Here is a 14,467-nt window from a genome sequence, read left to right as displayed (position 1 = left end):
GGAGCCGATCTTGAACGCACTGATCAGCGTCGCCGACCTGCTCGAGCACGGCGCACAGCGCTGGCCGCATCACCCCGCGTATGCCGACGGCGGCGGCACGATGACCTACGACCGGCTCGCGCGCGCGGTCCGGCGCGCCGCCGCCGCACTCGCGGCGCGCGGCGTACAGCCCGGCGAGCGCGTCGCCATCTACGCGCCGAAGCGTATCGAGACGGTGGTCGCGATGCTCGCGGCCAACGCGCTCGGCGCGATCTTCGTGCCGGTCAATCCGCAGTTGAAGGAAGCGCAGATCGAACATATCGTCGCCGACAGCGGCGCCGCGCTGTTCATGACCGGCGCGCAGCGGCTCAAGCGCCTGCCGGCGCTCGCCGCACTCGTCGGCACACGCGCGCTGCTGATCGAGGAACTCGCGGAGGCAATCGACGCGCCGGATGCCGGCACACCGCCGCCGGCCCCCGCCGGCCGGCCGGTGGACGACGATCCGGCCGCGCTGCTCTACACCTCCGGCTCGACCGGCAAGCCGAAGGGTGTCGTCGTATCGCACCGCAACCTGGTGTCGGGCGCATTCAGCGTCGCCGCATACCAGGGGCTCGCGGACGACGACGTCGTGCTCGGCGTGCTGCCGCTCAGCTTCGACGCGGGCCTGAGCCAGCTCACGACCGCGCTGGCGGCCGGCGCGTGCTACACGCCGCTCGACTTCCTGCAGCCGGCCGAGGTGCCGCGCCATTGCGACGCGTTCGGCGTCACGTCGATCACCGGCGTGCCGCCGCTGTGGATGCAGCTCGCATCCGCCGGCTGGAGCGACACCGCGCGCACGCGGATCCGCCGCTTCGCGAACACCGGCGGCCATCTCGCGACGCCGCTGCTGCACCGCCTGCAGGCACTGTTCACGCACGCGTCGCCGTACCTGATGTACGGGCTGACCGAGGCGTTCCGCTCGACCTACCTCGCGCCGGCCGATGCGGCGTTGCGCCCGACGTCGATCGGCAAGGCCGTGCCGAACGCCGACATCCTCGTGTTGCGCGCGGACGGCAGCGAATGCGCGGCCGACGAGCCCGGCGAACTCGTGCATCGCGGCGCGTTCGTCACGCTCGGCTACTGGAACCGGCCCGAGCTGACCGCGCAGCGCTTTCGCGCACTGCCGCGCCGCCACGGCGAGATTCCGCGCCCGGACGTCGCCGTGTGGTCGGGCGACATCGTGCGGCGCGACGCGGACGGCTACCTGTACTTCGTCGCACGCGGCGACGACATGATCAAGACGTCCGGCTATCGCGTCAGCCCGACCGAGGTCGAGGACGTGCTGTTCGCGCTGCCGCATATCCGCGAGGCCGCCGTGTTCGGCGTCCCGCACCCGGCGCTCGGCGAAGCGATCGCCGCGTGCGTCGTGTCGACGCTCGACGCCGGCGCGTGCCGCACCGACATCGCGCGCGCCTGCCGCGACGCGCTGCCGACCTACATGAGCCCGCTCGTCGTCGAGCCGTTGCCGGCCCTGCCGCGCAACCCCAACGGCAAGATCGACCGGCCGGCACTGAAAGCGCAGTATCGCGACGCGTTCGCGCGTCCGAACCTCGAGGAGACCGCCGCATGACCCTGTCGACGCTCGAAGAAGCCCGTATCGGCGCGCCCCGCGTGGCCGCGCCCGGCACGCTCGCCTTGTCCGGCGGCGTCGTGGTGCTGCCGCCCGCCGTCGTGTTCAGCGCGATCCAGGCGCAGGAGCGCCATCCCGGCTACCGGCACCTGCTGCTGCCGCAGGCGCGCTTCGCCCGGCCGCGCGGATCGGGAGCGCTGACGCCCGAGGAAGGCACGCGCCTCGCGCCGGGCGGCCGGCCCGTGCTGCGGGTCGCGCCGCCCGGGCGCAGCCTCGCCGATCTCGCCGCCGATGCGGCGCTCGACCTGCGCGACCAGCTCGGCTCCGGTCAGCTCGCGCGCACGACCCACGTGATCGTCGCGAGCTGCGCGCTCAACGAGGGCATCGGCGACTCGGTCGTCGGCCGCATGCAGTACGAACTCGGGCTGCAGCGCGTGACGCCGTTCGCGCTCGGCCAGAACGGCACGCTCGGCTGGTATTCGGCGCTGATGCTGCTCGACGGGCTGCTCGACGAAGGCGACCAGGCGCTCGTGATCCTCAGCGACAAGTGGCTGTACCCGTTCTTCCGCCAGTTCGGCGATCTGGTCGGCTATGGCGACGCCGCCGCCGCGCTGCTCGTGTCGCGCGCGGGCCCCGCGCCCGAGCCGGCCGTGTGGGGCGGCGTGCGGTCCGTCGCGGTCGAATTCGGGCCGTCGATCGCCGATCCGTGGGCCGACGCGCCCGCTGCGCTGCGCGACTCGCTCGCGCCGGTCGCCGCGCGCGCGATCCGCCGCGCGCTCGATCAGGCGAACCTGCGCGCGAACCGGATCGACTGGTGCGTGCCGCCCGGCTTCGATCCCGGCTTCGCGGCACGCGTGGCCGACGCCGCCTCGATCCCGCTCGGCGCGCGGATCCAGCACGACGGGTCGGGTCACCTGTCGTCGGCCGAATCGGCCGCCGCACTGATCCGGCTCGCCGGTGCGCTCGACGAAGGCGAGCGTCGCACGGTGCTCGTGTGGGACGCGGCACTGCATGGCGCGGCGGCCGCCGCCGTCGTCGACCTGGCCGGCGGCCTCGATGCCGCGCTCGATATCGAAGGAGACGCATGATGAGCGCCTACAAGGTGAGCCTGCGCGAGCTGCGCTTCTTTCTGTGGGAACTGTTCGAGGCCGACCGGCACTTCCTGACGCACGGGCCGTACGGTACGCACGACCGCGCGTCGGTCGATGCACTGCTCGAACGCGCGCGCGACTTCGCACTCGACCTCGGCCGCAGCTACCAGCAGGCCGACGTCGAAGGCTGCACGCTGCTCGACGACGGCCAGGTGCGCATTCCGTCGCATTTCCACGCGCTGTGGGCGCGCTTTCGCGACGAATGGTCGAACACGCTGTTCGGCACCGTGCACGGGCTGCCGCCGATCGTCACGCAGATGATCTACGAGATGTTCATGGGCGCGAACCCGTCGTTCATGACGTACGGCGGCTTCACGCGCCCCGCGATCAAGCTCTTGCAGATGCACGGCACGCCGCACCAGAAAGCGCACATTGCGCCGCTCGAGGCGTACCGCTGGGACGCGTGTTTCTGCGCGACCGAACCGCAGGCCGGCACCGACCTCACCGCGGTCGCGCTGCGCGCAACGCCGCTCGAACGCGACATCTACGCGATCGACGGCGAGAAGGTCTACATCTCGGCCGGCATGCATGAGCTGACCGAGAACACGCTGTATTTCGTGCTCGGCCGCATCGACACCGCGTCGCCGGATTCATTCTCGCTGTCGTGCCTCGTCGTGCCGCGCTTCTGGCCCGACGAGGAAACCGGCGAGCTGCAGCCGAACCATGTCGACTGCATCGGCCTGCCGCGCAAGATGGGGCTCAAGGGCTGCGCGAACACGCACCTCGTGTTCGGATCGAACGGCACGACCAAGGGCTGGCTGCTCGGCGGCCGGCGCAATGTCGGCCTGCTGCAACTGATGCCGCTGATGAACCAGGCGCGGATGAGCACCGGGATGTTCGGCGTCGGCGTCGCATCGAGCGCATACCTGCATGCGGTCGAGTACGCAGGCCGTCGGCTGCAGGGCCGGCCGATCGAGCGCGCGTCGAACACCCACGCCGCCCGCGTCGCGATCGTCGAGCACGCGGATGTGCAGCGCATGCTGGTCGACATGAAAAGCCGCGTCGATGGCTGCCGCGGCCTGCTCGGCAAGCTCGCGGCGACCGCGACGCGGGCCGCGATGCTCGAAGCGACGCCCGACGCCGACCCGGCCGAGATCGAGCGCCACCGCAAGCTGCAGTTGCTGCTGACGCCGATCTGCAAGGCGTTCATCTCCGACCAGGCGTGGCGGATCTGCGAAACCGCGATCCAGGTGCACGGCGGCCTCGGCTATACCGATGCGAGCCCCGTCGAGCAGAACGCGCGCGACGTGAAGATCCTGTCGATCTGGGAAGGCACGAACTACATCCAGGCGCAGGATCTCGTGCGCGACAAGCTCGGCTTCGGCCGCCATTCGCGGCTGATCCAGTACTACCGCGACGAACTCGACGCGTTCCTCGCGCACCAGCATCACGGCGGCACGCACGCGGAACTGCGGCCGCTGTTCGACGCGCTGCGCACGGGCGCCGACCGGATCGCCGCCGCGCTCGACGACATCGCGCGCGACGTGCAGGACGGGCACACGCACCGCAGCAGCCAGTTCTACACGCGCTTTCTCGAGATGTTCGGCGTCGTCACGTCGGCATGGGTACTGCTCGAATCGGCGACGATCGCCGCGCGCCGGATCGATGCGCCGGAAACGGCCGATACGCCGGCCGAACTCGCGTTCTATCGCGGCAAGCTGAAAAGCGCACGCTACTACTTCGCGAACGTGCTGCCCGTCGTCGACCAGCACGCGGCCGTGATCGCCGCGATGGCGCATGCGGCGATCAGCGTCAGCAGCGACGAACTCGCACCGGCGGAATGACATGGACACGACACTCGATTCCGGCACCGCCGCCGCGACCGGCGACGCGCCGCGCAACCTGCTCGGCCGACCGGCGACGCGCCATCGCGGCACCGACATCGACGGCGCGACGCTCGAACCCGAAGCACTGCGCGTGCGCGATCTCGACCTGAACGCGCTGATCGGCGCAACGACCTTCGAAGGCGCACTGGCGCATCTGTGGTTCGACGTCGCGCCCGGCAGCGCCGGCCATCGTGCGCACGAAGCGGCGATCGGCGCGCGGCTCGCGGCGTTCGCCGACGCGCTGGCGCCCGGCTCGGTCGCACAGTCGCTTGCCGCGGAACTCGGTGCGGCGGGCGTCGCACCGGTATTCGCGGCCGCGTCGGGCCTGCTGCGCGGCTTCGACGACGTGCTGGCACGGCTGCCCGGCCCCGCGCCGGACGACGCCGACCTCGACACGATGCTGCTGGGTGTGGCCGCCGCGCCGTTCCTGCTGCACGCGGCGATCGAAGGCCGTCCGTTCGCCGCCGATGCCGGTACGGGCGGCGGCGCCAGCGCGTCACTCGATACCGCCGCGACGCAAGCGCAGCGCATGCTCGTGCTGACCGGCGCAACGCGCCACGACACGCCAGCCCTGGCCGCGATGGACATGCTGCTCGTCGCCTGGCACGCCGGCTTCGGCTACATCACGCCGACCGTGCTCGCGCCGCGCGTCGCGATCGGCACCGGCGTCACGCTGACGCAGGCGATCGCGTCCGGCTTCCTCGCGAGCGGCCCGTCGCACGTCGGCGCGGCACTCGAAGCGATGCACTGGCTCGCCGCGCTCGCGCGATCGGTCCCGGCCGGCGCCGGTGCGCCGCCCGCCGCGCTCGACGCGGCCGGACGCGCGGCGATCGATGCGGCGCTCGACGCGAAACACACGCTGTACGGCTTCGGCCATCCGCTGTTCGTCGCCGATCCGCGTCCGCCGCACATACGCGGCCGGTTCGCCGCACGCGGCTTCGACGGCGCGTACGTGACGCTGTTCGACGCGTGCTGCGCGCAAGCCGACGCGCGCCGCGCGCTGCGGCCGAACATCGATTTCCTGACCGCCGCGACGCTGCTCGAACTCGGTGTCGCCGCGCCGTCGTGGGGCGTCGGCGTCGGGCTCGGCGCACGCATCGCGGCGATGGCCGCGCATGCGGTCGAACGGCGCCGCCGCCCCGCGTTCGGCGTCAACAGCGCGACCGCGCGACGGCTGCTGGCCGCCGTGCCGGTCGGCTGGCTGTGAACCCTCACCCTTTCGCACAAGGAACGTCATGCTGCTCAAGAACCTGCGCCCGGCGAACGACTACGATCGCTTCGCCACCGAAACGCTCGAACCGTGGGACCTGCTGTTCATCAGCCGCATCCGCCAGCTGGCGCGCGCAATGACGCCCGGCACGATCGCCGACATCGGCACGGCCACCGGCGTCGTGCCGGTGCGGCTCGCGACCGATCCGGCGATGCGCGGCTGGCGCTACGTCGGCATCGACCTCGATCCGGCGATGCTCGACGAAGGCCGCCCGCGGATCCGCGAACTCGATCTGGACGACACGATCGAGATGCGCGTGGGCGACGCGCTCGCACTGCCGTTCGACGACGGCACGCTGACGATGGCGGTCGGCCGCGCGACGCTGCACCACCTGCCCGACAAGGCGCTCAGCCTGACCGAGATGTATCGCGTGCTGGAACCGGGCGGCATCGCGCTCGTGCACGACATGCGCCGCGATGCGCCGCAGCACCTGCTCGACCGCTTCACCGCGATGCGCGCGGCCGCCGACTATCCGCCGACCCACGTCGAGGAAAAGATCACGCTCGACGAAGCGCATGCGCTCGTCGCCGAAGCCGGCCTGGCCGACGTCGCGTCGATCTACAGCCCGAGCGCGGGGCTCGGTGCGCTCGGCTTCGAGATTCTGCTGAAGAAACCGGCGCTGGCCTGAGCGATGACCGATCTCGCCTTCCTCGCCGCGCACGCTGCCGTGCGGCTCGGCGCCGACGACGTCCACTGCGCGGCGGTCGCACCCGGCACGACGCTGCCGCTGTGCGTGACGCCGCGCAGCGCCGAACTCGCGACGTCGCCGGAGATGTTCGTCGCGTGGTACCGCTCGCGGCTCGACACGATCGACACGCTGCTCGACGCGTGCGGCGCGCTGCTGTGGCGCGGCTTCGCGGTGCCCGACACCACCGCGTTCGGCCGCCTCGGCGCGCTGTATCCGGCACACGCGAACGGCTACACGGCGGGCGCCGCGCCGCGCCGGCAGATCGACGGCCAGGTCTACGAGTCGACCCGCATGCCGCCGCCCTTCAAGATCGGGTTGCATCAGGAAATGGCCTACATGCCCGCGTTCCCGCGCCTCGTCGCGTTCTACTGCCGGCAGCCGGCCGACGCCGGCGGCGAAACGCCGATCTGCGACATGCGGCGCGTGACCGCGCGCGTGCCGGCCGCGCTGCGCGAGCGGTTCGCCGCGCGCGGCGTGATGTACCTGCGCAACTTCGCGGCGCCCGGCGACCGCGCGGACGGCCTCGCCGCGAACCCGAACCTGCCGTTCGCCGCGTATCACCGGCCGTGGGACGACGCATTCGGCACTCCCGAGCGCGACGAAGTCGAGCGGCTTTGCGCGGAACGCGGCGTCGGCTGCCGCTGGCTCGACGACGGCAGCGTGACCGTGTCGCACGTCGGCAGCGCGCTGCGCGCGCATCCGCGCACCGGCGAGACGGTGTGGTTCAACCAGGCGAGCGCGCAGCACCCGAACCCGCGCTCGATGGGCGAGCTCAGCTACCGCTACCTGCAGCGCATGTACGGCGCGCGCGCCGCGTTCCCGTACGAAATCCGCTACGGCGACGGCTCGCCGATGCCGTTCGACGATCTCGTCGCGGTCTACGACGCGTTCGACGACGAGGAGCGCGCGTTCCCGTGGCAAGCCGGCGACGTGCTCGTCGTCGACAACATGCTGGTCGCGCACGGCCGCAACCCGTACCGGGGCGCGCGCGACACGCAGGTCATGCTGTTCGACTGAGGGCGCAGGCGATGAGCGTTTCGTTTCTCTCCTCGGTGCGCGCGATGTTCGGCCCGCACACCGCATTCGACCGGCCGCCGCACCCGGGCACACCGCCGCTGCCCGATGCGCGTGCGCCGGGCGCGGCGCTCGGCGCACGCGCGATCGACGTCGCGGCCGGCGATTTCCGCTTCTCCGCGCGCCACGTGCGGTTCCGGCTCGGCGCCGTCACGGCGATCGTCGGGCCGAACGGCTCCGGCAAGACCACGCTGCTCGAAACGCTGCTCGGCTTCCGGCGCGGCGGCAGCGACGTGCGCGTGCTCGACGTGCCGGCCGAGCGCTTCATGCGCGACTCGCGGTCGTTGCGGCGGATCGGCGCGCAATTGCAGAAGGTCGAGTATCCCGATCACCTGCGCATCTCGGAAATCGTCGCGCTGCACCGCGCGATGTACGGGCACGCGGATGCGGCGATCACCGATGCGCTCGGCATCGCCGAGCTGCTCGACAAGCCGTGCCGCGCGCTGTCGAAGGGTCAGCGCCAGCGCATCGACCTCTACGTCGCGCTCGCGCACCGGCCCGAGCTGGCCGTGCTCGACGAGCCGTTCACTGGCCTCGACCGCCGCTATGCGGGCGTCGTGATCGACCTGCTGCGCCACCGTGCGCGCGACACGAGCGTCGCGATGATCTGCCATTCGGAAGAAGAACTGTCCGTCGTCGACGATCTCGTGTGGGTGCGCGACGGCGGCGTGCGCTACCAGGGCGACAAGGACACGCTGCGCGCCGAACTCGTCGGCGACGCGCGCGCGGTCCTGCATTGCCACGACGAAGCCGATGCGCGCACGCTGCGCAAGCGGCTCGCGGCGCTGCCGGGCGTCACCGGCGTGCGCGTGTCGGCCACGCATGTCGTCGAGGTGTTCGGCGATGCGACGCTGCATCCGAACGTGCACCGGATCGTCGGCGAACAGGGCATCCAGCATCTCGCGCTCGCGCCGAGCACGCCGGGCGACCTGCTGCGCCTCTGCACCGAGGGCCCGGCCCATGACTAAAGTGTTCCTGATTCTCGTGCGCAACGAGCTGCTCGGCTATCTGCGCAGCCGCTCGTCGCTGTTCTGGACGCTCGTGTTCCCGGTGTTCCTGCTGAGCGTGATGCTGTTCGCGTTCGGCGGATCAGGCTCGCTCGGCACCGCCGACATCGCGTTCGACCTGCCCGGCGGCGCAACGCCGTACAACCAGGCGTGCCAGGCGCAGATCGTCGCCAGCCTGTCGCACAGCGACACGGTGAAGGCGACCTTCGGCGGCCGCGGTGCGCCGGCCGATCGCGTGACTGTCGTGCTCGGCGCCGACGAGCGCACGCCCGCGACGATCCGCTACGACTTCAACGGCTCGCTCGCGGTCAAGGCGGCATCGCGGGTCGTCGAGATCGCGCTCGCGCGCTGCGCCGCGCAGCAGCTCGGGGTGCCGGCCGCACAGGCGCGCTTCGAGAATGCGGCGCCGGCGCGCCGCCCGTTCGACTATGGCGCGTTCTTCGCGACCGGCATCCTGGTGATGGCGTTCATGGCGATCGGCCTCAACTCGACGACCACCGCGATCGCGTCGCTGCGCGAGCGCAACACGTTCAAGCTGTACGTGTGCTTCCCCGTCTCGCGCGGCGTGTTCCTTGCCGCGCTGATCGTCGCGCGGATGGCGATGATGGCGCTGTCGGCGCTCGTGCTGCTGACGGTCGCGCGCGTCGCGTTCGGCATCGCGCTGCCGATCGCGACGCCGGACGGGCTGCGCGCGTTGCCGATCGTGCTGCTCGGCGCGGCGATGGTGCTGAGCATCGGCGTGCTGCTCGCCAGCCGCGCCCGCTCGCTCGCGGCCGCCGAACTCGCGTGCAACGTCACCTACTACCCGTTGCTGTTCTTCAGCGACCTGACGATCCCGATGCACGACGCGCCCGCGTGGCTGAAAGCCGCGCTCGCGTTCCTGCCGACCAACCAGTTCGCCGTCGCGCTGCGCGGCGCGCTGGTCGACGGCGCGCCGTACGCGCAGCTCGCGCCGCAACTGCTCGGCATGACCGCGTGCACGGCGCTGTTCCTGTTCGCCGCCGCGCGGCTGTTCCGCTGGCACGACGCATGACGCGTCGCCACGCTGTTTCGACGAAGGAGAGACACCGATGAAATCGAGCAATCCCATAACCGACTACCTGCTGCACGCGAGCAACTTCCTGCCGGCGATCGTGTTCCTGTTCTACGGCCGGCTCGGCCCCGGACAGCCGGACGTGCGCTGGACGCATGCGTTCCTGATCGGCGGCGTGCTCGCCCTCGTGCACGGCGCGTGGCTGGTCCGCCGCGCGGATCGCAACAGCATCGCGATCGGCGTCGACCTGTTCCTCGTGATCGGCGCGGTGCTTGCGCTGGTATCGCCGACAGGTAGCCGTCTGTGGGGCGAGGAACTCGGGCCCGCCGCCATGCTCGTCTGCGTGCTGGTGGTCGGCATCGTGCACACCGCGTGGTCGGACGGCGGCTTCGTCGATGGCACGTTCGTCGATCACGCGCGTGCGCGTTCGCTGTCGCTCGTGCTGATCGCCGTCACCGTCGTCGCGCTCGCGGTGTCGATCACGATGCGGCACAGCCCGCTGTGGGGCGGCGTCGTACCGCTGATCGCGCTGGTCGTCGTGCGTGGCCGGCTGCGCAAACAGCTGGTGCGGGCGAACTGACGATGAACGCGCTGCCCGAACGCGACGCGCAGCGGCACGCGCTCGCCGCGGCACTCGGCCACGGCTGGCTCGAAGGCGCGTCGTGCGAGCCGTATGCGAGCGACGTGGCGCGGTACGGCGGCGTGCCGCTCGGCGTCGCACGCCCCGCATCGACCGCCGACACGCGCGCGCTCGCACGCGTCGCCGTCGCGCACCGGATCGCGCTCGTCGCCCAGGGCGCGCGCACCGGGCTCGTCGGCGCCGCCGTGCCCGATCGCAGCGGCACGCAATGCGTGGTGTCGTTCGACCGGATGCGCGCCGTTCGCGCGTTCGATCCCGCGAATCGCAGCATCACGGTCGAAGCCGGCGTGCGGCTGTCCGACATCAACCGCATGGCGGGCGAAGCCGGGCTCTGCGTGCCGATCGATCTCGGCAGCGATCCGGCAGCCGGCGGCCTCGTCGGCGCGAACGCCGGCGGCAGCCGCCTGATCAAGTACGGCGACGTGCGCCGCCACGTGCTCGGCGTCGAAGCCGTGCTGGCCGATGAAGCCGGCACCGTGATCGACACGCTCGCGCCGCTGCGCAAGCGCAACGCGGGCTTCGACGTCACGCAGTGCTTCATCGGCGCAAACGGCGCGAACGGGCTCGTCACGGCCGTGTCGTTTGCGCTCGCGCCGCTCGAACGGTCGTCGTGCGCGGCGTTCGTCGCGTTCGCGTCGTACGATGCGGCGCTCGCCGGACTGCTCGCGTTCGAGCATGCGTTCGGCGAGATGCTGTCGGCGTTCGAATTCATGTCGGCGGCGGCGGTCCGCTGTGTCGCCGCCGCGTTTCCGGCGTGGCGGATTCCGTTCGGGGCGAACGATGCCGCGTGCTACGCACTCGTCGAAATCGCGACCGGCATGCCGGGGATCGATGCACTGCTCGAGGAACGGACCGTCGCGGCACTCGACGCACTCGCGGGCGAACGGAGGGTGCTCGACGCGGCGTGCGCGCCGGCCGAACGATTCTGGCGCATCCGCGACGCACTGCCGGCCGCGGTGGCGCAGGACGGTATCCCGCTGTCGTTCGACGTGTCGTTTCCGCGCGGTGCGGTGGCCGGATTCGTCGCGGACGCCGAGCAATGGATCGCCGCCACCCACCCGTCGCTGCGCTGTCATGCGTTCGGCCATTTCGGCGACGGCGGCTGCCATCTCGTCGTGTCGATCCCGCAGGCCAGCGCGGAACGCTACGGGCCGCTGCAGCAGGTGGCGCTGCGCGGCGCGCTGTACGACCGTGTCGTGCGCGCCGGCGGCTGCTTCAGCGCGGAACACGGCGTCGGGCCGGTCAATATCGCCTACTACCGCAAGCACGTGCCGGCCGCGCAACGGGAACTCGCCGCCGCAATTCAGCATGCCGTCGACCCGCTGGGTCTGATCGGGCGAGTCCGCTACTGATGCGCCGTTTTGCGGTGCCACGGAGAATTTCGCATGATGTTTCGACATCCGCCCGGCCCGGGCCCCGCTTCCGAACCGGACGCCGATCCGGCGTTGTCCGGCATCCCGGCCACGCTACCCGACTCGGGTGTCGTCGTGAACGTGCGCGGTGTAGCGTACGTGATCAAGCTGCCGCCGCGCGATCACGCACGTCCGGCGCTGTGGCGCGAGCTGGCGGACTGGCGCGACGAGCGGTCGGTCGACGGCGACATCGAGCCGGCCGCGCGACAGGACTGACCGCCCGCTCGGCGGCCGGCTTTCAGTTCGTCCCGTCGTAGGTGACGATCTCGACCCAGTTCGCCCCCTTGCCGACCGGATACTTGCCGATCGCGGCGAGGTGCCCGGTGTTCCGCTCGATCCGGTACACGGCAAGCGTCGGCGACAACTGGCCCGCCGCGAGGAGATACCGGCCCGACGGATCGATCGCGAAGCCGCGCGGCTGCTGCTCGGTCGCGAACGTGCCGATTCGCGCGAGCTGGCCCGATTTCGCGTCGACCCGATACGCGGCGAGCGTGCTCGACGTGCGCTCCGACGCGTACAGGAAGCGTCCGTCCGGCGTCAGGTGCAGGTCGGCGCCCCACGGCTTGTCGCCGTGGAAATCCGGCGGCAGGATCGACACGGTCTGGATCGGCCGTGCGTCGGCGCCGCCGCGCGACAGCGCGAGCACATGCAGCTTGCCGTCAAGCTCGTCGATCAGGTACGCGACGCGCCCGTTCGACGAAAACACGAAGTGGCGCGGCCCCGATTGATCCGGTAGCCGGTAGGCCGGCGTCGCCTCGCCGGTCAGCCTCCCGGTCGACGCATCGAACGGCAAGCGCAGCCACGCATCGGCGCCGAGCACCGACGCGAACGCATAACGGCCGTCCGGCGACTGCCGGATCGCGTGCGCCATCGGGCCGGTCTTCACCGTCTGCTGCACGTCGCCCGCGATACCGCTCTCCCCGATCCGGTTCACCGCGAGCAGGTTGCCGCCATACGACGCCGAGAACAGGTAGCGGCCCGACGCATCGGTCGACACATACGCCATGCTCTCCGCGAGTGGCGCGCGGCCCAGTTCGATCAGCCGCCCGTCGAGCGGATTGATCGCGAAGCTCACGACACGATACGGCGTCGAGCGCAGCGCCGCATAGAGGCGATGGTGATCGGGCGACAGCGCCATCGGCATCACGGTGCCGCCGACCGGCACGGTCTCGATCGCGGTCAGCGCGCCGTTCGACATGTCGACGCCGAACACCGAGATGTCGCGGCTGTCGCTGTTCGACACATACGCATACGTCGCCGCGTGCGAGAGCGTGACGGCCATCCCGACCGCGGCCGCCGCGACGGCGCGCCAGAGTGTCTTCGTGTTCATGGGTCTTCCGGAAACGTGAAAGGGAACCGCAGAAGCGACAGCGGCGCCGGACAACCTCGGTCGTCCGGCGCCGCGACGGGCGACACGCGCGCTCAGAACACCGCGTGCCCGCTGATCAGGCTCGGCAGCCAGGTCGAGAAGAACGGCAGGTACGTGACGATGTTGATCGCGCTGAAGATCGCGAGGTAGTACGGCCACGCCATCTTCGTCGTCTCGCCGATCGATACGTTGCCGATCGCGCAGCCGACGAACTGCACCGACCCGATCGGCGGGTGCACGAGGCCGAGCGAGCAGTTCAGCAGCAGCATGATCCCGAACTGCACCGGTCCGACGCCGCACGCCATCGCGATCGGCAGGAACAGCGGCGTCGTGATCAGGATGTGTGCGGCCATGTCGACGAACGTGCCGAGGAACACCTGGATGATGTTGATGTACAGCAGCATCAGCCACGGCGCGGCGGTCGACTGCTTCAGCAGCCCTTCGATCGCATCCGGAATCTCCAGGTACGACATCTGGAAGCGCAGCATGTTGGACACCGCGATCAGCAGCAGCACGACACCCGTCGTGCGCGCCGCATGCGACAGCGCGCGGCGCAGCTTCTCGGCCGTCAGCGTCCGGTAGACCACCGCGGTCAGCACGAGTGAGTACACGACGGCGATCGCGGCCGCTTCGGTCGCCGTGGCAATCCCCTTCGCGACGCACACGAGGATGATCGCGATCACCATCAGCCCGGGCACCGCGCCGACGAAGCTGCGCAGCACCGCATACCAGCCGGGGAACGCGGGCAGCGCGGACGAACCGTCTTCCCGGCGCGGATAACCGTGACGCACGGCCTGCCAGTACGCGGCGGCGAGCACGAAGCCCATCACCCACAACACCGGCAGCAGCCCCGAGAACAGCAGGTCGCCGATCGACACGCCGCTCACCGGCTGGCCGTGCAGCATCCCGGTGATGCCCTGCGCGGCGAACGCGTAGATGATCATGTTGGTCGACGTCGGCATCAGCGCGCCGGCGAGCGACGCATGCGTCGTCACGTTGACCGCGTACGCGGCGCTGTAGCCTTCGCGCTTCATCAGCGGAATCACCACGCCGCCCATTGCCGACGTATCGGCGGTCGGCGAGCCCGATACGCCGCCGAACAGCGTGCACGCGACGACGTTCGCCATCCCGAGGCCGCCGCGGAAGTGGCCGACGGTCGCCTGCGCGAAGCGCAGGATCCGGTCCGCGATGCCGCCGTGCAGCATCAGTTCGCCGGAGAAGATGAAGAACGGCACCGCGAGGAACGAGAACGCGTTCATCCCCGAGATCATCGCCTGCATCGCGGTCGCGATCGGCAGGCCTTCGACCATGTAGGTCAACACGCAGGCTATCCCGAGCGCGAACGACACGGGCACGCCGAGTACCAGAAAAATCAGAAAACTGACGGACAGGATCGCGAGTTCCATGGC

The 14,467-nt window shown here is 70.9% G+C and carries 13 protein-coding genes; 11 read left to right on the top strand and 2 right to left on the bottom strand.

The window, feature by feature from the left end:
- The first annotated feature begins 10 nt into the window (after positions 1 to 10).
- From OHZ10_RS38275 to OHZ10_RS38225, 11 genes are read left to right on the top strand one after another with little or no spacing between them, the layout of a single operon-like run.
- A complete protein-coding gene (locus OHZ10_RS38275; protein ID WP_059241318.1) occupies positions 11 to 1,588 on the top strand; it encodes an acyl-CoA ligase (AMP-forming), exosortase A system-associated in 1,578 nt (525 codons plus the stop codon).
- Positions 1,585 to 2,676 carry a hypothetical protein gene (locus tag OHZ10_RS38270; RefSeq protein WP_256087741.1) on the top strand — a complete coding sequence of 364 codons (1,092 nt, stop codon included), beginning with the start codon at positions 1,585 to 1,587 and terminating at the stop codon, positions 2,674 to 2,676. Before OHZ10_RS38275 ends, OHZ10_RS38270 begins: the two co-directional genes overlap by 4 nt.
- A complete protein-coding gene (locus OHZ10_RS38265; protein ID WP_340625891.1) occupies positions 2,676 to 4,523 on the top strand; it encodes an acyl-CoA dehydrogenase in 1,848 nt (615 codons plus the stop codon). The genes OHZ10_RS38270 and OHZ10_RS38265 overlap by 1 nt, the downstream gene beginning before the upstream one ends.
- 1 nt (position 4,524) lies before the next feature.
- Positions 4,525 to 5,772, top strand: coding sequence for a citrate/2-methylcitrate synthase (locus OHZ10_RS38260; protein WP_256087739.1), 1,248 nt, complete (start codon positions 4,525 to 4,527; stop codon positions 5,770 to 5,772).
- Positions 5,773 to 5,800: 28 nt separating this feature from the next.
- Positions 5,801 to 6,463 carry a class I SAM-dependent methyltransferase gene (locus OHZ10_RS38255; RefSeq protein WP_174992315.1) on the top strand — a complete coding sequence of 221 codons (663 nt, stop codon included), beginning with the start codon at positions 5,801 to 5,803 and terminating at the stop codon, positions 6,461 to 6,463.
- A 3-nt stretch (positions 6,464 to 6,466) separates the two neighbouring features.
- Positions 6,467 to 7,540, top strand: a complete 1,074-nt coding sequence (locus OHZ10_RS38250; RefSeq protein ID WP_174992314.1) for a TauD/TfdA family dioxygenase — start codon at positions 6,467 to 6,469, stop codon at positions 7,538 to 7,540.
- A gap of 11 nt (positions 7,541 to 7,551) precedes the next feature.
- Positions 7,552 to 8,565, top strand: coding sequence for an ATP-binding cassette domain-containing protein (locus tag OHZ10_RS38245; RefSeq protein ID WP_342706255.1), 1,014 nt, complete (start codon positions 7,552 to 7,554; stop codon positions 8,563 to 8,565).
- Complete coding sequence (locus OHZ10_RS38240) at positions 8,558 to 9,637, top strand: ABC transporter permease (RefSeq protein ID WP_342706254.1); 1,080 nt, start codon at positions 8,558 to 8,560, stop codon at positions 9,635 to 9,637. Before OHZ10_RS38245 ends, OHZ10_RS38240 begins: the two co-directional genes overlap by 8 nt.
- 37 nt (positions 9,638 to 9,674) lie before the next feature.
- Complete coding sequence (locus tag OHZ10_RS38235; RefSeq protein WP_059241310.1) at positions 9,675 to 10,217, top strand: hypothetical protein; 543 nt, start codon at positions 9,675 to 9,677, stop codon at positions 10,215 to 10,217.
- Between the two features lie 2 nt (positions 10,218 to 10,219).
- Positions 10,220 to 11,629: an FAD-binding oxidoreductase gene (locus OHZ10_RS38230; RefSeq protein WP_342706253.1), complete on the top strand. Its 1,410-nt coding sequence runs from the start codon at positions 10,220 to 10,222 to the stop codon at positions 11,627 to 11,629.
- Positions 11,630 to 11,662: 33 nt separating this feature from the next.
- A complete protein-coding gene (locus OHZ10_RS38225; protein ID WP_059241308.1) occupies positions 11,663 to 11,905 on the top strand; it encodes a hypothetical protein in 243 nt (80 codons plus the stop codon).
- 22 nt (positions 11,906 to 11,927) lie between these two features.
- On the opposite strand, the gene OHZ10_RS38220 is transcribed toward OHZ10_RS38225, so the two are convergent.
- Positions 11,928 to 13,019: a lactonase family protein gene (locus OHZ10_RS38220; RefSeq protein ID WP_256087735.1), complete on the bottom strand. Its 1,092-nt coding sequence runs from the start codon at positions 13,017 to 13,019 to the stop codon at positions 11,928 to 11,930.
- Between the two features lie 92 nt (positions 13,020 to 13,111).
- On the bottom strand, positions 13,112 to 14,464 hold the full coding sequence (locus tag OHZ10_RS38215; RefSeq protein ID WP_059241306.1) for a TRAP transporter large permease: 1,353 nt from the start codon (positions 14,462 to 14,464) through the stop codon (positions 13,112 to 13,114).
- Between the last annotated feature and the right edge of the window lie 3 nt (positions 14,465 to 14,467).

Origin of the sequence: Burkholderia arboris (assembly GCF_038723655.1) — a bacterium.
In the GTDB taxonomy this organism is placed as follows: Bacteria; Pseudomonadota; Gammaproteobacteria; order Burkholderiales; family Burkholderiaceae; genus Burkholderia; species Burkholderia arboris.
This window is presented reverse-complemented; position numbering and strand designations above follow the sequence as displayed.